We start from the raw sequence: 19007 nt of genomic DNA on the forward strand, positions 1-19007 counted from the left end.
CGCGTGAGTAGCCTGACGGGCATGGGCGAACAACGGCCGCAGCAGCGAGAGGGCGGGGCATTCGCGCGGATCGGCGCGCTCGGCGATCGCATCACGGCATGGGCCCTGGCGCGCAAGCCGGTGCGAGCGATGCTGCTCTACTTCGAGCATCACGGCCCCATGCTGGCTGACAGCATCACGTATCGCACGCTCTTCTCGGTCTTCGCCGGAGTCTTCCTCGGGTTCGCCATCGCGGGCGTGTGGCTCGCCGGCCGTCCCGAGGCGATCACAGCCCTCATCGAGACGATCGACGCCGTCATCCCCGGGCTGGTCGGCGAAGACGGGCTCATCCATCCCGACGACCTCATTCAGCCGCTCACCCTCAGCATCGCCGGGGCGCTCGCGCTCATCGGCCTCGTCGGCGCGGCCATGGGGGCGGTCGGGTCGCTGCGCCTCTCGTTCCGCAATCTCGGCGACCTGCCCGACGACCAGACGTTCTTCATCTGGGTGATGGCGCGCGATCTCGTGCTGGCGATCGGATTCGGCGCGCTGCTCGCCGCGACGGCGGCCGTGACCTTCTTCGGCACCGCCGCCGTCGATGTCGTGTTCGGTTGGTTCGGCGTCTCGACCCGCGATCCCGCCTATGACGGCACGACGCGTGCCCTCTCGATCGTCGTGATCTTCGTGATCGACACGATCGTCGTTGCGGCGATGTTCCGCATCCTCTCGGGTCTTCGGCCGAGCCCACGTTCCCTATGGAGCGGCGCCGTCATCGGCGGACTGGGTCTCACCGGGTTGCAGGAGCTGTCGGGCCTCTTCGTGGGCGGTGCGACGGCCAACCCGCTGCTCGCATCGTTCGGATCGCTGATCGCCCTGCTGCTGTGGTTCAACCTCTCGGCCCAGGTCATCCTCATCGCGGCCGCGTACATCATCACGGGAGTCGATGACGAACACGACCGGGTGCGCGCTCGGTACGGCGCGCCTACCGTCGCGATACGGCGCATGCAGCGCGCGGAGCGCCGCGCGTCGGTCGCAGCGACCGAGTTGGCAGATGCCCGCGCCGCGGTCGAGCGCGAGCATGCGGCGTCGGGCGGCGCGCGAGTCTGAGGCCCGATCTCCGGCCGATCTTCCGGAACGTCGAGGCCGGCGACGAGAATGGGGCGGATGCCGACCGTGCAGCTCCTCGTTCGCTCCGTCATCGCGCCGCTCACCCGCACCCGCGTGTTCCGTGCGCTCGCGCCGGTGCTGCTGCCGCCGCTGGAATGGGTGGTCGCGCGTGTCTCGGGCGGGCGCGTGCAGCTGAGCGGATTGCTCGTTCCGTCGCTCGTGCTGCACACGATCGGCGCGAAGTCGGGCGCACCGCGTGACACCTACCTGATGTACACCGCCGACGGTCGCGGCCGGGCGATCGTCGCCGGCACGACGTTCGCGCAGGAGCGGCATCCGGGGTGGACCTACAACCTGCTTGCGCACCCCGACGCCTCGATCACGGTACGCGGCCGCAGCATGCCCGTGCGGGCGAGCCTCATCGGCGACGGCGAGCGCGACGAGGCGTGGGCGCGAATCGAGGCGCAGTGGCCCGGCTATCGCGGCTACGAGCGCGACTCGGGGCGGGTCGTGCGGTTGTTCCGCCTGCAGCCGGTCGCCGACCGCCGCAGCGAATGACAGGGCTCCCGAGCGGCTCAATCCGTGTGGGGTTAGCATCGGGGCATGTGCAGGAACATCCACACCCTCCACAACTTCGAACCGGCCGCGACGAGTGACGAGGTGCACGCGGCGGCGCTGCAATACGTGCGCAAGGTGAGCGGAGCGACCAAGCCGTCGAAGGCGAACGCCGAGGCCTTCGACCGCGCCGTCGCCGAGATCGCCCACATCACGCAGCATCTGCTCGACGATCTCGTGACCACGGCGCCGCCGAAAGACCGCGAGGTCGAGGCTGCCAAGGCGCGCGAGCGCGCCGCCCGCCGCTATGCCGCCCTGCCCGCGACGGCGTAGGCGGCCGGGGCGGCCGCGCCTGGTGCGCCCCGGTCGCGAAGGGGAGTAGCGTCGCTGGCATGGCCGCCGACGCGATCGAGCTCACAGTCCCGGGTCCGCACGGCGATCGCAGCGTGCGCATCTCGAGTCCGACCCGCGTGATCTGGCCGGAGGCCGACATCACCAAGCGCGACCTCGCCGAGTACCTCGTCGCCGTCGGCGCGGCGTTCGTCGAGGCGAACGGCGATCGACCGATCTCATTGCAGCGGTTCCCGGGCGGCGTCGACGGCGAGCAGTTCTTCTCGAAGAACCCGCCCAAAGGCGCGCCCGAGTGGGTGCGGTCGGTGCCGGTGACGTACCCGAGTGGGCGCAGTCACCCGCAACTCGTCATCGACGAGCCGGCGACTGCGGTGTGGGCGGCCCAGATGAACACCATCGTCTTCCACCCATGGGCTTCACGCGCGGGCAACAGTGACAACCCCGACCAGCTGCGCATCGACCTCGACCCTCAGCCCGGTACCGGGTTCGCCGAGGCCGTGCCGGTGGCGCTCGCGCTCCGCGAGCTGCTGGCCGAGGTCGACCTCACCGCGTTCGTGAAGACCTCGGGCAGTCGCGGCATTCACGTCTTCGCGCCCATCGAGGCAGAGCACGACTTCCTCGACGTGCGCCATGCCGTGATCGCGCTCGGGCGCGAGCTCGAGCGCCGCATGCCCGACGAGGTCACCACGAAATGGTGGAAGGAGGAGCGCGGCGACCGCATCTTCATCGACTACAACCAGGCGAACCGCGACCGAACGATGGCGGGCGCGTACAGCCCGCGCCCGGTTCCGGCCGCCACCGTGTCGTGCCCGATCGAGTGGGATGAGATCGAGGCGACCGACCCCCTCCAGCACACGATTCGCAGTGTGCCGGCGCGGCTCGCCGAGCACGGCGACCCCTGGGCGACGATGCACGCGCACCCCGGCCGCATCGACACCCTGCTCGAGTGGTGGCAGCGCGACCTCGACGACGGGCTCGGCGAGCTGCCCTTCCCGCCCGACTTCCCGAAGATGCCCGGTGAGCCGATGCGCGTGCAGCCGAGCCGCGCGCGCAAGGACTGACCCCGTCGTCAGAGGTCGAGCACGAGCCGTGCACCGATGCACCGCGAGACGCAGATCATCATCGTCTCGTTGCTCGCCCGTTCCTCGTCGCTGAGCAGGTGATCGCGATGATCGGGCACCCCGTCGATCACCGGCGTCTCGCACGTGCCGCACACTCCCTCTCGGCAGGAGTTCAGCGCCGGGATTCCCGATCGGGCCACGGCATCGAGGATCGATTCGTCGGCGGCGACCGCGATCTCGGTGCCGTCGGGCAGTTCGACGGTGAAGGGGGCGTCGTCGAGCCTCGGCGATGCGTCGACACCGGTGAAGCGCTCGACATGCACCCGCGTCGCTCGGTCGGGGTTCGCGGAGGCCCAGCCGACGACCGCGTCGAGGAGTCGGTTCGGGCCGCAGGCGTACAGCTGCGCCGCTTCGCCCGCCGGGGCTGTTGAGCGCAGCTCGGCGTCGAGTGCATCGAGGCGGGTGCCGAGGTCGAGCGAGCCGCCCGCATCCTTCGGGTGCACCATGACTCGGTCGCCGAAGCGATCGAGGTCGGCGGTGAACGCCATCGAGGCGCGGCTGCGTCCGAGGTACAGCAGCCTCCACGGCGCACCGGATGCCTCGGCCGCGGCGATCATCGGAAGCAGTGGAGTGATGCCGATGCCGCCGGCGACGAACAGCTGCGGATGCGCGCCGTCGCGGTAGCGGAAGTTGTCGCGCGGGGGCGACGATTCGAGCACGTCGCCCTCGCGCAGTTCATTGCAGAGGAACGCCGAGCCGCCGCGCCCCTCGGGTTCGTCGAGCGCGGCGATGCGCCATTCGTCGCGCCTCGCGGGATCCGAGCAGAGCGAATAGTGGCGCACGAGCCGGCCCGGAAGCCGCAGCTCGAGGTGGTTGCCGGGCTCCCAGTGCGGAAGCGCTGCGCCGTCGTCTCGGGTGAACGTGATCGCGCGCACCCCGGCCGCGGCGGGCTCGAGGCGGACGACTCGGAGGGCGAGGAGGGAATCGGGCGACACGGCCGTGGTCATGAGTCGTCTCTCGGGCCCGCGCCGGCATCGAGGGCGGCGTCGACCGCGCGGACGACCTCGCCCTGAGCGACGAGCGCGTGCGCCGCCCGCTGTCGCGGATACAGCGCGACATCGTGGCGAAGGTGGCCGATGGGGCGTCCGTCGCTCGCGGGCGTCGCGCGAACGAGGGCGAGCGCGGCGCGGCTCGCCGTGCCCATGTCGTCGGCCGTGTGAGTGCCGACGCCGTCGATCGCGCATCGAAGTTCGAGCGCCTGTGCAGCCATGAGCAGCTCGGTCGCGACGACGTGCTGGATGTTCTGCACGATCTGGCGCGCGTGGCGACCGGCGTTGTTGGCCATCGAGACGTGGTCCTCCTGGTTCGCCGAGGTCGGGATCGAGTCCACGCTGTCGGGGTGGGCCAGGGTCTTGCAGTCCGAGACGAGGGCTGCTGCGAGGTACTGCGGGAGCATGTAGCCGCAGTCGAGTCCGACCTTTGCGCTGGCGACGAGCATGTCGGGCAGACCGCGGCTCAGGGTGCCGTCGTCGAGACGGAAGAGGCGCCGCTCGGTGATGTTGCCGATCTCGGTGACGACGATCGAGAGGAAATCGGCGGCGAAGGCGACGTACTCGGCGTGGAAGTTGCCGCCCGACACTGCCTTCAGCGACCGCGACGCCGGCAGTGACGGGAAGATCAGGGGATTGTCGGTGGCCGCGTTGATCTCGGTCTGCAGGATTCCCTCGACGAAGTCCAGCGTGTCTGCGACGGGCCCGTACACCTGCGGCACGCAGCGCAGCGAGTACGCGTCCTGTGGTGGTTGGCGCATGGGATCGTGGTCGCGGTCGCCCGTGATGAGACGGCTGCCCGCCAGGAGTTGCCGCATTCGGGTGGCGACGGTGATCTGCCCCCGTTGTCCGCGAGCCTCGTGCAACTCGGCGATGAATGCGTCGCCGAACCCGAGCAGGGCTTCGATCGACATCGCCGCGGTGATCTGCGCGGTCTCGAGCAGTACCCGTGCATCCCACAGCGCGAGCGCCGCCTGGGCCGCTGAGAACGATGTGCCATTGAGCAGCGCGAGGCCGTCCTTCGCGGTAATGCGCACCCGTGCCAGTCCGGCGTGCCGCATGGCCTCGACCCCGCTGACGATGCGCCCGTCGACGATCGCTTCGCCCGAGTCGAGCGGGTCGTCGTCTCCCGTCGGCGGTGCGGTGAGCACGATCGCGATATGCGCGAGGGGGATGAGGTCGCCGCTGGCGCCGAGTGATCCGAACTCCGGCACGGCCGGGTAGACGTCGTGGTTCAGCATGTCGATGATGCCCTGCACGAGTGCCGGGTCGACACCCGAGTGTCCCTGTGCGAGGCTCACGGCTCGGATGAGCATCGTCGCACGCACCACCTCCTCATCGACCGTGCGACCGACCCCGGTCGCGTCGGCGAGGATGAGTCGACGGCTGAGCTCGGCCGCATCGGCGGGGTCATCGAACGCCGCGCGCCCGGCGAGGGACCCGAACCCCGTGTTGATGCTGTAGACGGGGTCGACGGGTTCTCCGGCGGCCATGCCGCGCATGAGGCCATCGACCCATTCGCGACTCGCGGTCATGCGCGACAGGCACGCCGGATCGAGCGCGACGCGACGGCGATCACGGGCGACGGCGACGAGGTCGTCGACGCTGGTGGGACGATCGCCGATGAGCAGGGGGATTGGTGCGGTCATGTGATCTCCGGGTCGGTCGGGATGGACGATTCGGCCGGCGCCGGTATCGGCGGCGACCATGCCTCGAGGGACTCGCTGAGGTCACGTGCCGCGTCGCTCAGCAGCGTTCGCACACGGGCGACCCACTCGCGGGAGCCGCAGCGTGACTCGGGGCCGGCGACATTCAGCGAGCAGACGGCCTCGCCGCCGAAGAACACGGGCACCGCGACAGAGACGGAGCCCGTGTCGTATTCACCACGTGACACCGTCCATCCCGCTTGCCGGGTGGCATGCAGGCTCGCGTGCAACTGTGCTGCGTCGAGGGTGGCATCGGTGTACGGTGCGAGCCCGCTCGCGACCACCCGCTCCACGATCGATGGCGGCGCCCAGGCGAGCAGCACCCGCTGCCCGGCGCCCGCATGCAGTGGCAGCAACTGGTTCACGGCGAAGGTGTATCGGATCGCCTTATCGGGTTCGGCGCGGCTGACGCATACGGCGTGCGTGCCGACGCGCACGATCATCACCGCGGTCTCGCCGACCTCGTCGACGATCCCGGCGAGCACCGCGGGTGCGACCGACGCCAGGAACGTGGTCGCGAAGTTGCCGCCGGCGAGGCCGATGAGCGATGGACCGGGTTCGTATCGTCCGTGGGCGACCGCGACGAACCCGCGAGCGGCCAACCGGCGCAGATATCGGTAGGTCGTGCTCGGCGGCAGACCGACTGCCGCGGCGATCGCGGCCGGCGTGTGCTCGCCCGGTGCCGCGATCACGTCGAGGATCGCGAGGCCGCGCTCGAGCGACGTGTCGGCACCGTTCGGCGCCGACGCCGGCGCCGACGCATCGCGGCTCGACAGCGATTCGGCCATGGTCACCTCATCTCGTCCTCGTCATGCACCATGTTCGACCCGAGGGAGCGGGCTGACAAGCGTGATTCTCGGTGACTGAGAATCACGCTGGCGGCCAGGCACCGCCTGGGGCTACGTTGACCCCCATGACGACCCCCGAGCAGCTGCCGCACTTCGACGACGACCCCTATGACGACGCGAATCTCGCCGACCCGTACCCGCTCTTCGAACGCATGCGGGCCGCGGGCCCGGCGGTCTGGCTCACCCGCCACGGCGTGGCGGCGTTCACGCGGCACGCGGCCGTGCGCGAGATCCTCGTCGATCACGAGACGTTCGTCTCAGGCGCGGGTGTGGGTCCGAAGAACCTCCACCATGAACCGGCGTGGCGACCGCAGGGCATCCTCGAGTCGGATCCGCCGATCCACACCTCGATGCGCAGCGCGATGGTCGATGTCATCTCACCCCGCGGCGTGCGCACGCTTCGTGAAGGCTTCCAGGCCTTCGCCGACGAGTTGGTCGACGGTCTCGTCGTGCGCGGCAGAATCGATGCGGTCGGTGACATGGCAGAGGTCTTCCCGATCCACGCGTTCGGCGACGCGGTCGGCATTCCGCGCGAGGGGCGCGCCGAGAACCTGCTGCCGCACGGGGCGATGAACTTCAGCGCGTTCGGCCCCGACAACGAGCGTGCTCGCGCCTACTTCGCGCGAGGCGAGGGCACGCGCGACTGGGTCATGCGCAACTGCGCGCGTGAGAGCCTCACCCCCGACGGGCTCGGCGCGAAGGTCTGGGAGCACGCTGACGCCGGACGCATCACCTCGGATCAGGCGACGCTGCTCGTGCGCGCCCTGCTTTCGGCGGGACTCGACACCACCGCTCTGGCGATCGGCAACACCGTCGCATCCCTTCTCGCCGACCCCGACGCATGGGCGCGAGTGCACGAGAACCCCCGCCTCGTGAGGTTCGCCATCGACGAGGCGCTTCGCATCGAGTCGCCGTTCCAGTCGTTCTTCCGCACGGCGTCAGTCGACACGATCTTCCACGGCATCGAACTCGCCGCCGAGACGAAGGTGCTCGTATTCCCGGGTGCCGCCAACCGCGATCCAGAGCAATGGGGTGACGACGCGGCGCGCTTCACGCTCGATCGCCAGGCGGGTGGCCACCTCGCGTTCGGCATGGGCATCCACCAGTGCGTCGGCCAGCCGATCTCACGACTCGAGATGGAGGTATTGCTCACCACGCTCGCGACGCGTGTGAAGCATTTGCGACCGGCCGGCGAACCGCGTCGGTTCCTGCACACCACGCTCAGGGGGTGGTCGTCACTCCCGATCGAGCTCGTCGCGGCCTGACCCCGCGAACCCAGAAGTCGGGTCCCGGCCGTCAGTCGAGCGCGACGACCTCGTCGTAGTTCGGGGTGCCGCTGGGCTGGCGCACTTCACCGCTGCACACCGATGCCGCCGTGTCGGCGAGTGCTCCAAGCGCTGCGCGGAAGAGAAGCGAACCGGTGCTGACCCGCGCCACGCCGAGGCGAGCCAGTTCCGCGACCGGGATGCGCTGCTGCACGAGCACGTTGAGCGGTGCCGCGATCGACGCGGTGAGCGCAGCGATGGTGGCCGGCGTCAGCACGCCGGGCACGAACACCCCCGATGCTCCGGCCTCGAGGTAGCGATCGGCCCGGGCGATTGCGTCGGCCTGCTTCGAGGCAGTGTCGGCGTCGTCGCCGATCCAGAAGACGTCGGTGCGTGCGTTCACGTAGAGGTTCGGCACCGCCGCGGCGATCGCGGCGATCTTCGCGACCGCGAGCGATGGGTCGACGAGCCCACCGGTGGTGTCGGAGTCCTCGATGTTGACCCCGACGGCCCCGAGCTCGGCCAGCTCGGCGACGTAGCGCGCGACCTCGTCGGGATCACTCGAGAAGCCCGCCTCGATGTCGGCCGTGACCGCGATGCCAGCGCCGGCGACCTTTCGCACGAGGCCCAGCGTTTCCTCCGCGATCTCACCGGCGCCGTCGCGCAGGCCGGTTGCGAACGCGACGCCGAGGCTCGTGGTTCCCACGACGCGATGACCCGACGCGTGCAGCCAGCGCGCCGAAGCGAGGTCCCACGCGTTCGGAAGGATGAGCGGCGATCCGGGCCTGTGGAGGCTTCGGAACTCAGTCGGCGTCAGCACGGGGGGATCCTTCCTCGCGTTCGGCGGGCATGGTGTCGCGGCCGTCGAGCGATCGCCTCAGCTCATCGACGGCCGCCGTCGCGATGGCGATGGCGTGGTGCGGCGCCGGACACCGACGGGCTCCTGTCCCGAAGGCCAGGTCTGCGCCGTCGAGGCGCAGGGCCACGAGCTCACCGCTGGGTGCGACCCGGCGGGTCATCGCCACGGGTGCGTGCTGTTCGAGTGCCTCGCGCAGCAGTTCGGCGGTCGAGCGCTGGGCGTGGTCGTCGCACGCGAGCAGGCGCATCGCGCCTTCGATGAGGGCGCGGGTGGCCGCCCAGGCCTGCACGAGCAACTGCACCTCGAGCACGCGGGTGTCGATGTCGGCGCCCGGCGCGATCGCGACCAGGCGCTCGATCGCGTCATCCTCGGCCACGGTGTCATTCGCGATTCCGGTGGCATACCGATCGGCGACGAGGGCAACGAGTTCCGTGAGCCGGTCGGCCTCGTCGAAGCCGAGCACGTCGGCGAGGCTCGCCACGGGCACGCCGCGCGCGACGTCGGCGGTCAGGGCGGCAGTGTCGAGTGCAGCGCGTTCGGCGAGCCGACGCGCGCGCCTCGTTCGCGTCGTGGCCGCGTCGGCGAGCGCTCCGAGGTTCAGGTGCGCGAGGCGTGCGTCGAGCTGCGCGCGCCGGCCATCATGGATCGAGCCGTTCGTGAAACGCGAGACCGCTGCCCGGAATCGATCGAAGGAGCCCGTCGCCGCGACATCCGCCTCGGGGACCCGGTATCGCGGATCCGCGAGGATGCGTTCGGCCTGGCGGGGATCGGAGATGATCGTCATGGTGCCACGGTACGACCGCAACGTTTCGCCACCCATCGAAGTGTGCCCGACGTATCGTGGGCACATGCTCGGAGACGCCGATCTCGCCACGCCCGCCCGACTCATGGGGGAGCCCGCACGTGCCGCGATGCTGCTCGCACTGCTCGACGGCCGAGCGCTGCCCGCGTCCGACCTCGCGGGGATCGCCGGGGTGAAGCCCTCGACCGCGAGTGCGCACCTCGCGCAACTGGTCGAGGCGGGCTCGTCATCGGCCGCAGGCTCGGTCGCCACCATTACTTCTCGCTTGCGGGACCAGCGGTGGCGAACGCCGTCGAAGCGCTGCAGTTGCTCGCACCGCGAGGCGAGGTGACCTCGTACTCGCAGTCCAAGACCATGTCACGGCTCGCCGAGGCGCGATCGTGCTACGACCACCTCGCCGGGCGCGTCGCGCTCGACGTGGCCGACGCGCTCGTCGCCGAGGGCACCCTCGCCCCGCTCGAAGCCGGTGCGCCGGGCGCCGTCCTCGATGCACACGGCCCGCTCGCAACCCGTCTCGGCATCGCGTCGGCGATCGCGACCACGTCTCGACGGCCGGCAGTGCGCGGCTGTCTCGACTGGACCGAGCGTCGGCCGCACATCGCCGGCAGGCTCGGGGCGCACCTGCTCGAGCGGCTGCTCGACGACGGGTGGGTCGCGCGCGTGGCCGGCGACCGATCCCTGCGGGTCACCGCCGAAGGTCGGGCGCAGTTTGCCGCGCTCGCCTGATCGGCGACCGCGGTGACAGCTGTTCGACTCAGACCGCGATATCGCGGTTCGCGTGGGGGAGCCGCGGCACGCCGTGCACCTCGCGGTGCAGTCGCTCCATGCGAGCGTCGAGCTCTGCAGCCGTGTGCGCGGCATCGGTCAGCCCGTCGAGCAGCTCCTGCGGAACCTGCTTGTCGTACTTGTAGTAGATCTTGTGCTCGAGGCTCGCCCAGAAGTCCATGGCGATCGTGCGGATCTGCACCTCGACGGCCACGGGATGCGCCCCGGTCGACAGGAACACGGGCACCTCGACGATCACATGCAGGCTCTGGTAGCCGTTCTGCTTGGGCGCCTTGATGTAGTCCTTGACCTTCAGTACGCGAATGTCGCGCTGAGCAGTGAGCAGCTCGAAGATTCGGTAGGCGTCGGAGACGAAGCTGCATGTGACGCGAACGCCCGCGATGTCGGTGATGGTGTCGCGGATCGCGTCGAACGTCGGCTCGACGCCCTTGCGCCGCATCTTCTCGATGACGCTGTCGAGGCTCTTCAGCCTGCTCGAGATGTGCTCGATCGGGTTGTAGTCGTGCGTCTGGCTGAACTCCTCGCGCAGGATCGAGAGCTTCGTGATCACCTCGTCCATGCCGAACTTGTAGCGCAGCATGAACCGCTCGGTCTCGTCGCGCAGCGCTCGCATCTCGTCGAGCGTCTGCCCGTCGATGGTCTCGAGGGTGCGCTGGGCGCGGTCGGTGAGCATGGGCGGGGTTTTCGGATGCCTCGTGGATCGGATTCCGTCGAGCGGGGTCACGAGTTCCACCGTAGGGCGCGATCCTCTGCGTTGCCTTTGATTCGGCCACGGAATCCGCGGTTCGGCGCCGGAGTTCGCTGCGGGCGGATCGCTACGCTCGAGTCATGCGTGAATGGCACACTGTGGCGCCGGGCATCCACCAGCGCCGATACGACCCGTTCGACATCTCGATCGTCGTCATCGAGGGCGCCGACGGTGTGCTGCTCGTCGACACGCGGGCCGAGCCTGCCGAGGGCGAGGCGCTGAGCGACGACGTGCGCGAGCGGTTCGATCGCCCCGTGCGATGGGTCGTGAACACGCACGCGCACTTCGACCACACGTTCGGCAATCAGGCCTTCGGCCCGGGAACGTCGGCGGATGCCTCGATCCACGGCCACGAGAACATCGCGACCCATTTCGCAGAGCATGAGCGACCGAGGCTGGCCGCGTGGCATGCCGACCCGACGCGGGAGCCCGGGCGGCACTGGGACGACGTGCGGCTGACGCCCCCGACGCATCCGGTCGGCACGCCGACCACGCTCGATCTCGGGGGCCGCATCGTGGAACTCCTGCCGCAACCCCCGGCGCACACCGACACCGACCTGGTCGTGTTCGCCCCGGCCGAGCGCGTGTGGATCCTCGGCGACCTCGTCGAGGAGTCGGGGCCGCCGATGTACGGTTCGGGGAGCTTCCCGCTGCAGTGGCCGGGCGTGCTCGCCGCCCTCGCCGATGCGATGGACCCGCGCGACCTCGTCATCCCCGGTCACGGCCGTGTCGTCGACCGCGGCTTCGTGGCACGCCAGGCCGGTGACCTGCAGCTCGTCGCCGATCGGTTCCGCGCCGCGCACGACGACGGCCTCACAGCGGCCGAGGCGCTCGCGCGCCACCACGACTGGCCGATCCCGCTCGACTTCCTCGTCAGCGGCGTCGAGCGGGCCTACACCCAGCTCGATCAGCCGCCGGCCGACTGAGCGAGCACGGTGCGGATCGCCGAGACCGCCCCGTCGAGCGCCCGTCCGAAGCGGTGCGCCGGGGGTGCGCCGTAGCCGACGACCATCGCGACGCGGTCGCTCGGGTGGCGACCGGCGTCGCCGTCGTCGCGGAACGACCGGAGGCCGGCGAGTCGCACACCGCGTCGGCGAGCCTCCTCACTCACGGCGGCTTCGTCGATGCCGGCGGGGAGTTCGATGAGGCAATGGAGACCGGCCGACATGCCGCTCACGTGGCAATCGGCGAGCTCCTCGGCCACCCTGGCGTCGACGAGGGCGCGCCGCTCCCGGTACATCCCGCGCAGGAGCCGCACGTTCCGGTCGTAGGCGTGCACGCGGATGAACTCCTCGAGGGTGCGCTGGTTCAGGATGTCGGGGAGACCGCTCGAGAGCTCGGCCTGCGCTGCGAGGGCGGGTATGAGCCATCGAGGCGCCACACCCCATCCGAGTCCGACCGCCGGCGCGAGGCTCTTCGACGCGGTGCCCGCGTACACGACGTGGTCGGGAGCGAGCGCCTGCAGTGCGCCGATCGCCCGCCGGTCATAGCGGAACTCGCCGTCGTAGTCGTCTTCGATGACGACGGCTCCGGTGCGCTCAGCCCACCGCACGACCTCGACCCGTCGCGCGGGCGACAGCGCCACGCCGGTGGGGAACTGGTGGGCCGGCGTCAGCAGCACGGCGTCGACCTGTGCGCCTTCCAGCGCCGCCGTGACCGCACCGTCGTCGTCGACAGGGAGCGCGATCACCTCGAGTCCGATCGACCTCACGATGCGACGGTGATGCCGATGACCGAACTCCTCGACGGCGATGCGCCGGGCGCCTCGTTCCGAGAGCGCTCGCCCGATCCGTGCGAGCAGGTCGCCGAACCCGTGGGTGACGACGATGCGTTCGGGGTCGGCGACGACGCCGCGGGCGCGCGAGGTGTACTCGGCGAGGACGGCGCGAAGTCCCGGTGACCCGAGCGGCGGACCGTAGCCGTAGGCGCTCGCCGGTGCGTCGACGACGGCCCGCCGCGCGGCGGACGCCCAGTCCCAACGCGGGAACGCGGAGGCATCGGGCACACCGCCGCGCAGGTCGAGCGCGGGCGCCGGGTGCGGGTGCTCGACCTCGGCGGCGGCGACGGCTCGCCCGCCGCGATCACCCACCCAGGTGCCGGCACCCGTGCGTGCGTCGAGCCACCCCTCGGCAGCCAGTTGCGCGTAGACCTCGGCGACGAGGTTGCGGGCGATGCCGAGGTCACCGGCGAGGGTGCGGCTCGACGGAAGCCGAGTGCCGGCGCGCAGGCGTCCATCGCGGATCGCGTCGCGGACACCGGATTCGAGTGACGCGGACTTTCGAGCGGGATCGACGTCGATGAGCAGGTCGAGACCCGGAATGGCCCATTGGATCGCCATGGAAATGGACTGTAGCAGCGGTGTGATCGCTTCTAGCGTGGAGTCATGACCTTCACCGAGACACTCGTCGAGATTCCCGTGCGCATCGACTTCGACGCGGCGGTACCGCGATTCTCCCGCGCTGTCGCCTCGCTCGACCACGCTGCCACCGCCGAACTCGACCGCGTCGGAATCGACCCGGCCACTCGAGACCTGGTGAGGCTACGCGCGTCGCAGCTGAACGGCTGCTCGTACTGCGTCGACCTGCACACGAAGACCGGGCGCTCCGCCGGGCTCACCGAACAGAAGCTGCACGCCGTCGCCATCTGGCGCGACTCGCCGCTCTTCACTGCCGCAGAGCGCGCGGCCTTGCGCCTGACCGAATCCATCACGAGGGCACCCGAAACGCATGTGCCCGACGGCGACGTCGACGAGGCGCTCGCACACTTCGGCGACGAACGCACGGGGGCGCTCATCGCGCTCATCGTCGCGATCAACGCCTGGAACCTGATCGGCGTCGCGACCAGGTGCTGGCCGATCGAACGCGACGAGGACTGACCTCGCCGGTGTCGCGGCGTCAGGCGGCGTCACCGCCGACGGAGTACCAGTGACCCGCTCGCGAGTGAATCGGCTCGTTCGCATCGGGTGCGACACCCATGGTCTGCACAGGTGAAGCTGAGGATCTGTCCAGACTGACCGTGCAAAGTTGGGGACTTGTGCCCGCGCTCGGGGGCTCCTCCGACCGAATCTGATCCGAGCGACTCACTGGAACTCATGCGCAACAACACCTCAGCCACGCCCGAAACCGAACTCGACTCCCAGCACCCTCGCCGCGGCGCACGCCGCCGCCGCACCAACCGCAAGCGGCTCATCGTCGCCGGTGCGATCGCCGCGACCGGCCTCATCGTCGGCACCGGCTTCACGGTGCAGTCGGCGATCTCCACCCAGGCGCGCATCGATGCGACGACCGCGCTGACCGAGTCGACGGGCGTGCAGCACGAACAGCTCGGCGCCTACGCGACGATCGCCGCCGAGCGCACCCGCGCCAACGCCGAAGACACGATCACGGCCGCCAATGCCACGCTCGCCGCCGTCGACGGCAAGGTCGACGCCTCGAACCTCGCCTCGTCGGTCGCCTCGCTCGGCGAGTACAAGACGCTCCCGATCGATGAGGTCGTCGACCTCGCCGCCCAGACGCGCGCAGAGGCCGAGAAGGCCAGGCTCGCCGCCGCCGAGTACGACCGCGTTCAGGCCGAGAAGGCGAAGGCGGCGGCCGAGGCGCTCGCCCGCGCGAACACTCCCGAGGGCGCGAAGGCCGTGGCGCGTGACCTGGCCGCGTCGAAATACGGCTGGGGCGAGGGCGAGTTCCAGTGCCTCGTCTCGCTGTGGCAGAAGGAGTCGGGATGGTCGTACACGGCCATGAACGCATCCAGCGGTGCGACCGGCATTCCGCAGGCGCTGCCCGGCAGCAAGATGGCCACCGCCGGAGCCGACTGGCAGACCAACGCGGCGACGCAGATCGCGTGGGGCCTCGACTACATCCAGCGCGGCTACGGTTCGCCCTGTGGCGCCTGGTCGCACTCGCAGGCCGTCAACTGGTACTGACCTGACGGTCGTCGACCTCGGTCAGCCGCGCTCGACGAGTGGTGTGAACCGCTCGAGCTCGGCGCCGAGTCCGAGGTCGATGACGCGCAATTCTCCCGCGTAGTCGGCGCCCGGTTCGAGCAGCAGGCCCGCCTTCGCCGCGCCGAACGTGACCGTGATATCGGCGGCGAGCACGGCCGGGTCGGGGACCGACCCGTCATCGGGATGGACGCCGCTCGGCAGGTCGACCGCGACGACGATCGGCCGGCGGGCATCGGCCAGAATCGGCAGAATGCCGGCGACGAGTTCGCGCGCGCGACCGCGCAGCGCCGGGTCGGCACTCGTTCCGGTGCCGAGAATGCCGTCGACCAGCACGGATGCCCCGGCCGCGAGCCGCGCGACCCGCTGGGGCTCGACGTCGTCAGCGAAGCGAACGCCTGCGTGCTCGGCCGCGGCGCGTGCCTCATCATGCAACCGTGCGCCGGTCGGCACCACCTCGACGCGGGTGCCGTCGCCGGCCAGCTCGGCAGCCGCGAAGAGGGCGTCGCCGCCATTGTCGCCGCTTCCGGCGAGCACGAGCACCGTCGGCGAGGCATCCCGACGATCCATTGAAGCGCGCGCTGACGCGGGCTGCTCGGTGCTGTTCTCGACGGCTCGAGCGAGTTGCTCGCGCACCACGGCGGCGAGGGCAGACGCGGCCATCCGCATGAGCGGCTCGCCGCGCTCGATGTGCGGACGCTCGGCCGCGCGCACCTGCGCGGCGGTGTACCCGGCGACCATCAGGTCAGGCGCTCGTCGAGCATCTGCTGCCGATCGGGATGGCGGTCGAACCATTCGCCGACGTACCAGCAGCTCGGCACGATGTGTCGCGTCGAGGACGCCTCGACGTCGTTGACCGCGTACTCGACGAGATCTCCGGCGAGTCCGGCCCCGCGGTACGTCGGGTTCGTGAACGTGCGAGTGAACGCGACCGCGTCGCCGAGCACGCGGTAGTCGAGCACGCTCGCGATGCCGCCGTCGACCCGCAGCACGTAGCGTCGGGCGTCGGGTTCATGGGTGAGTTCCTTGCGCACCACCTCAGGCTACGCCGACTGCGTTCAGTGCCCTCGGAGACGCTCGATGTCGCGTCGCTCGCGCTTGGTGGGACGTCCTGAACCACGGTCGCGGGTGACGACGGCCGCCACCGACTCCCGTGGAGGCGGCGGGGGAGTGCGGTCGTCGACGGCCTCTGCCGCGAGCGTCGCAGACACGCGCTTGACGAGAGTCCGGCGCACGATGAGCTGCCGGTCGAATCCCGCGATGCGCACCCGCACCTCGTCGCCGGGCCGAACCGGCTGCGCGGCCTTCGCCCGCTCGCCATTGACCCGCACATGCCCTGCACGGCATGCGGCGGTGGCCGCCGAACGGGTCTTGAACTGCCGCACCGCCCATAGCCACGCATCGATACGCACCGGGGCCTCGCCGTTCATGTCATCAGCCTACGACTCAGGTCGAGATCCCAGCCGAGTAGTCCATGCTGGAACCATGAGTGCGAAGAGCGGCGATGCCTGGGTCGAGGGTCCGGGCGGCGCGCGCTACTGGGGGCGGTACGGTGCAGCGGGCCTGCTCGCCGTGAGCCCGCAGCGCGAGGTTCTGCTGCAGCATCGCGCACACTGGAGCCACTTCGGGGGCACCTGGGGCATGCCGGGCGGCGCGCGGCACCAGCACGAGAGCGCGGTCGAGGCGGCCGTGCGCGAGGCGGGCGAAGAGGCGGGCGTGCCGCCCGACCTGATCGTCGTGCGATTCACGTCGGTGCTCGATCTCGGCTACTGGTCGTACACGACCGTCGTCGCCGACGCGACCGAGCGCTTCGAGCCGGTGGTCAGCGACCCCGAGAGCATCGAGCTGCGCTGGATCGCGGTCGACCGCGTCGACGAACTCGACCTGCATCCGCGGTTCGGGGAGTCGTGGCCCGCACTCGCCGCACAGGTCTGATCGCGGCCGACTGCGCCCGCTCGCGAACGATGAGTGAAGCGACCCAGGTGGCGAGCGCGGCCGCGACACCGATGCCGAGACACACGAGCAGAGGTCTCAGAGCCGAATTCCATGGCTCGATAAGATCGGTACGTGGCAGGGGATCGCTCGGGGGAGATCGGTTCGGAGGTCTGGACGATCCCGAACGTCCTCAGCATGCTCCGCCTCGCGCTCGTGCCCGTCTTCCTCGTGTACCTCGTGATCGGCGACTACATCGTCGCCCTCGTGGTGCTCGTGGTCGCGAGCCTCACCGACCTGCTCGACGGGTACCTCGCGCGGCGACTCGGCCAGATCACCCGTCTCGGCCAGTTGCTCGACCCCGCGGCCGACCGCCTCTACATCTTCGCGGCCCTCGTCGGCCTCGCCGCACAGCAACTCGTGCCGTGGTGGATCGTCGTGGTCATCGTGGCACGCGACGTGTTCCTCCTAGTCCTCGGCGTCGTGCTCGCCAACCACGGTTTCGGTCCCCTTCCGGTGCACCAGCTCGGCAAAGTGGCGACGTTCGCCCTCTTCTTCGGCCTGCCCGTGATCATGCTCGGACTGGCGTTCCCCGCGATCGAGCCGGTGAGCGAGCCGATCGGCTGGGCTATCACGCTCTGGGGTGCGTTCCTCTACTGGTGGGCGGGCATCATCTATGCGATCGAGACCTCACGGGTCATCCGTATTCCGCGGGTGGCAGACGACTCCCGATCCGATACGCTGGAACAAGGAGGTTAGCCGTGGCGGATTCCGACATGACAAGGCCCGACGGTACGAACGAGACGGGAGACGGGTTGCCTACGCCTACCTCAGAGCACGCGGTCAGCGACGATACCGGCGACACGACGATCGGCTTCAGCCGAGACGCGGCCGCACAGCTCGGCGCGCTCGATGCCGACACCACCGCCGAAGAGCAAGAGGCGATCGCGGCGCTGCCGTCGGGTTCCGCGCTGCTCATCGTGCGCCGCGGTCCCAACAGTGGTGCGAGGTTCCTGCTCGACTCCGACCTCACCGTCGTCGGCCGGCATCCCGACGCAGACATCTTCCTCGACGATGTCACGGTCTCGCGCAAGCACGCCGAGTTCGTGCGTCATCGCACGGCCTTCGAAGTCAAAGACCTGAGCTCGCTGAACGGCACCTACTTCGACGGGGTGCGCATCGAGACCGCCCTGTTGAGCGACGGCGCAGAGGTGCAGATCGGCAAGTACCGACTCACGTTCTACGCGTCACGACGCGACCTGGCTCCGGTAGCGAGCGAGTAGTGGCCGGCACCGCTGCGTCGTCGCGCGCGAGCGGCCGCGAACCACTTCTCGGCATCGGCCAGGTGCTGGCGAGGCTTCAACCCGACTTTCCCGACCTGACGCCCTCGAAACTGAGGTTCCTCGAAGAGCAGCGACTCGTGTCGCCGGCGCGCACCGCCGCGGGTTACCGCAAGTTCTCGGCCGCCGATGTCGAGCGCATCACCGTCGTGCTTGCCATGCAGCGCGACCACTACCTGCCGCTCAAGGTGATCCGCGCGCACCTCGAGGCGATCGACGCGGGTGAGACGCCCGCACTGCCGGGGGCCACGAGCGCCGCCGCGTTCCTCGGTGCCGCGCGTCGCCTGCGTCGCGACGAGCTGCTCGCAGAGGCCGGTGCGACATCGGCCCTGCTCGACGACGCCGTCTCGGCCTCGCTGCTGCCCGCGGTAGAGCACTACGGCGACGAGGCGCTCGGTGTGCTGCGCTCACTCGTCGCGCTGCGCAGGGTCGGCATCGAGCCGCGTCACCTGCGCGGAGTACGTGCCGCCGCCGAACGCGAGGCGGCGCTCGTAGAACGCGCCATCGCCCCGTCGAGGCGCGCAGACGCGGCCGACAAGGCCCGCGCTGCCGAGCATGGTCGCGAGCTCGCCGGGCACCTCGAGACCGTGCACTCGAGCGTCGTTCGGGCGACGCTTTCGCGGCTCACTCGCTGATCGGGCGACACGCCGTGACGTTCGGCCCGATATGTTTGGCCGAT

The 19007-nt window shown here is 70.1% G+C and carries 24 protein-coding genes; 14 read left to right on the forward strand and 10 right to left on the reverse strand.

Annotated features, from left to right (window positions below):
* Positions 1-21 precede the first annotated feature (21 nt).
* Genes ABD164_RS10460 through ligD form a run of 4 tightly spaced genes read left to right on the forward strand, consistent with a single transcriptional unit; the run spans position 22 to position 3053 of the window.
* A complete protein-coding gene (locus ABD164_RS10460; protein WP_344295935.1) occupies positions 22-1086 on the forward strand; it encodes a YihY/virulence factor BrkB family protein in 1065 nt (354 codons plus the stop codon).
* Positions 1087-1143: 57 nt separating this feature from the next.
* A complete protein-coding gene (locus tag ABD164_RS10465; protein WP_344295936.1) occupies positions 1144-1644 on the forward strand; it encodes a nitroreductase family deazaflavin-dependent oxidoreductase in 501 nt (166 codons plus the stop codon).
* A 45-nt stretch (positions 1645-1689) separates the two neighbouring features.
* The gene (locus tag ABD164_RS10470; protein ID WP_344295938.1) at positions 1690-1974 is read left to right on the forward strand and encodes a DUF2277 domain-containing protein; all 285 of its coding nucleotides are present in this window, start codon (positions 1690-1692) and stop codon (positions 1972-1974) included.
* Between the two features lie 59 nt (positions 1975-2033).
* The gene (gene ligD / locus ABD164_RS10475; protein ID WP_344295939.1) at positions 2034-3053 is read left to right on the forward strand and encodes a non-homologous end-joining DNA ligase; all 1020 of its coding nucleotides are present in this window, start codon (positions 2034-2036) and stop codon (positions 3051-3053) included.
* A gap of 8 nt (positions 3054-3061) precedes the next feature.
* On the opposite strand, the gene ABD164_RS10480 is transcribed toward ligD, so the two are convergent.
* The 3 genes from ABD164_RS10480 to ABD164_RS10490 are packed head-to-tail and all read right to left on the reverse strand — an operon-like array spanning position 3062 to position 6596.
* Positions 3062-4060: a PDR/VanB family oxidoreductase gene (locus ABD164_RS10480; RefSeq protein ID WP_344295940.1), complete on the reverse strand. Its 999-nt coding sequence runs from the start codon at positions 4058-4060 to the stop codon at positions 3062-3064.
* Positions 4057-5751: an HAL/PAL/TAL family ammonia-lyase gene (locus tag ABD164_RS10485; RefSeq protein ID WP_344295941.1), complete on the reverse strand. Its 1695-nt coding sequence runs from the start codon at positions 5749-5751 to the stop codon at positions 4057-4059. Before ABD164_RS10485 ends, ABD164_RS10480 begins: the two co-directional genes overlap by 4 nt.
* A complete protein-coding gene (locus ABD164_RS10490; RefSeq protein ID WP_344295942.1) occupies positions 5748-6596 on the reverse strand; it encodes an IclR family transcriptional regulator in 849 nt (282 codons plus the stop codon). The genes ABD164_RS10485 and ABD164_RS10490 overlap by 4 nt, the downstream gene beginning before the upstream one ends.
* 125 nt (positions 6597-6721) lie before the next feature.
* Here ABD164_RS10490 and ABD164_RS10495 point away from each other — a divergent pair, with 125 nt between their 5' ends.
* The gene (locus tag ABD164_RS10495; RefSeq protein ID WP_344295944.1) at positions 6722-7921 is read left to right on the forward strand and encodes a cytochrome P450; all 1200 of its coding nucleotides are present in this window, start codon (positions 6722-6724) and stop codon (positions 7919-7921) included.
* A 31-nt stretch (positions 7922-7952) separates the two neighbouring features.
* Here the strand turns inward: ABD164_RS10495 and ABD164_RS10500 are convergent, their stop codons facing one another.
* Both ABD164_RS10500 and ABD164_RS10505 read right to left on the reverse strand, forming a co-directional pair.
* Positions 7953-8741, reverse strand: coding sequence for an isocitrate lyase/PEP mutase family protein (locus tag ABD164_RS10500; protein WP_344295945.1), 789 nt, complete (start codon positions 8739-8741; stop codon positions 7953-7955).
* Positions 8725-9564: a hypothetical protein gene (locus ABD164_RS10505; protein WP_344295946.1), complete on the reverse strand. Its 840-nt coding sequence runs from the start codon at positions 9562-9564 to the stop codon at positions 8725-8727. The genes ABD164_RS10500 and ABD164_RS10505 overlap by 17 nt, the downstream gene beginning before the upstream one ends.
* 64 nt (positions 9565-9628) lie before the next feature.
* On the opposite strand from ABD164_RS10505, the gene ABD164_RS10510 reads away from it, so the two are divergent.
* Positions 9629-9913: a helix-turn-helix domain-containing protein gene (locus ABD164_RS10510; protein WP_344295948.1), complete on the forward strand. Its 285-nt coding sequence runs from the start codon at positions 9629-9631 to the stop codon at positions 9911-9913.
* The gene (locus ABD164_RS10515) at positions 9862-10308 is read left to right on the forward strand and encodes a hypothetical protein (protein WP_344295949.1); all 447 of its coding nucleotides are present in this window, start codon (positions 9862-9864) and stop codon (positions 10306-10308) included. The genes ABD164_RS10510 and ABD164_RS10515 overlap by 52 nt, the downstream gene beginning before the upstream one ends.
* Positions 10309-10336: 28 nt before the next feature.
* Here the strand turns inward: ABD164_RS10515 and ABD164_RS10520 are convergent, their stop codons facing one another.
* Positions 10337-10981 (reverse strand): GTP pyrophosphokinase, encoded by a 645-nt coding sequence (locus ABD164_RS10520; RefSeq protein WP_425545943.1) that lies wholly within the window; start codon positions 10979-10981, stop codon positions 10337-10339.
* 215 nt (positions 10982-11196) lie between these two features.
* Here ABD164_RS10520 and ABD164_RS10525 point away from each other — a divergent pair, with 215 nt between their 5' ends.
* Positions 11197-12042 (forward strand): MBL fold metallo-hydrolase, encoded by an 846-nt coding sequence (locus ABD164_RS10525; protein WP_344295950.1) that lies wholly within the window; start codon positions 11197-11199, stop codon positions 12040-12042.
* On the opposite strand, the gene pdxR is transcribed toward ABD164_RS10525, so the two are convergent.
* Positions 12024-13454 (reverse strand): MocR-like pyridoxine biosynthesis transcription factor PdxR, encoded by a 1431-nt coding sequence (gene pdxR / locus ABD164_RS10530; RefSeq protein ID WP_344295952.1) that lies wholly within the window; start codon positions 13452-13454, stop codon positions 12024-12026. The two genes, ABD164_RS10525 and pdxR, sit on opposite strands and share 19 nt — an antisense overlap.
* A 45-nt stretch (positions 13455-13499) precedes the next feature.
* On the opposite strand from pdxR, the gene ABD164_RS10535 reads away from it, so the two are divergent.
* Both ABD164_RS10535 and ABD164_RS10540 read left to right on the forward strand, forming a co-directional pair.
* On the forward strand, positions 13500-13991 hold the full coding sequence (locus ABD164_RS10535) for a carboxymuconolactone decarboxylase family protein (protein WP_344295953.1): 492 nt from the start codon (positions 13500-13502) through the stop codon (positions 13989-13991).
* Positions 13992-14207: 216 nt separating this feature from the next.
* Complete coding sequence (locus ABD164_RS10540; RefSeq protein WP_344295955.1) at positions 14208-15038, forward strand: DUF948 domain-containing protein; 831 nt, start codon at positions 14208-14210, stop codon at positions 15036-15038.
* A gap of 21 nt (positions 15039-15059) precedes the next feature.
* Here ABD164_RS10540 and ABD164_RS10545 read toward each other — a convergent pair whose 3' ends face one another.
* The 3 genes from ABD164_RS10545 to ABD164_RS10555 are packed head-to-tail and all read right to left on the reverse strand — an operon-like array spanning position 15060 to position 16486.
* Positions 15060-15797: an NAD(P)H-hydrate epimerase gene (locus ABD164_RS10545; RefSeq protein ID WP_344295956.1), complete on the reverse strand. Its 738-nt coding sequence runs from the start codon at positions 15795-15797 to the stop codon at positions 15060-15062.
* Positions 15797-16090, reverse strand: a complete 294-nt coding sequence (locus tag ABD164_RS10550) for a GNAT family N-acetyltransferase (protein ID WP_344295957.1) — start codon at positions 16088-16090, stop codon at positions 15797-15799. Before ABD164_RS10550 ends, ABD164_RS10545 begins: the two co-directional genes overlap by 1 nt.
* Before the next feature lie 24 nt (positions 16091-16114).
* On the reverse strand, positions 16115-16486 hold the full coding sequence (locus ABD164_RS10555; protein ID WP_344295959.1) for an RNA-binding S4 domain-containing protein: 372 nt from the start codon (positions 16484-16486) through the stop codon (positions 16115-16117).
* Between the two features lie 55 nt (positions 16487-16541).
* On the opposite strand from ABD164_RS10555, the gene ABD164_RS10560 reads away from it, so the two are divergent.
* From ABD164_RS10560 to ftsR, 4 genes are all read left to right on the forward strand, one after another.
* Entirely contained in the window at positions 16542-16991 is a 450-nt protein-coding gene (locus ABD164_RS10560) for an NUDIX hydrolase (protein WP_344295960.1), read from the forward strand.
* 132 nt (positions 16992-17123) lie between these two features.
* On the forward strand, positions 17124-17747 hold the full coding sequence (locus ABD164_RS10565) for a CDP-alcohol phosphatidyltransferase family protein (RefSeq protein ID WP_344295962.1): 624 nt from the start codon (positions 17124-17126) through the stop codon (positions 17745-17747).
* A gap of 17 nt (positions 17748-17764) precedes the next feature.
* Positions 17765-18271, forward strand: a complete 507-nt coding sequence (locus ABD164_RS10570) for an FHA domain-containing protein (protein WP_344295963.1) — start codon at positions 17765-17767, stop codon at positions 18269-18271.
* Positions 18271-18963 (forward strand): transcriptional regulator FtsR, encoded by a 693-nt coding sequence (gene ftsR / locus ABD164_RS10575; RefSeq protein ID WP_344295964.1) that lies wholly within the window; start codon positions 18271-18273, stop codon positions 18961-18963. The genes ABD164_RS10570 and ftsR overlap by 1 nt, the downstream gene beginning before the upstream one ends.
* Positions 18964-19007: the final 44 nt, after the last annotated feature.

The sequence above is a fragment of the Agromyces neolithicus genome (genome assembly GCF_039529735.1).
GTDB classification, from domain to species: domain Bacteria; phylum Actinomycetota; class Actinomycetes; order Actinomycetales; family Microbacteriaceae; genus Agromyces; species Agromyces neolithicus.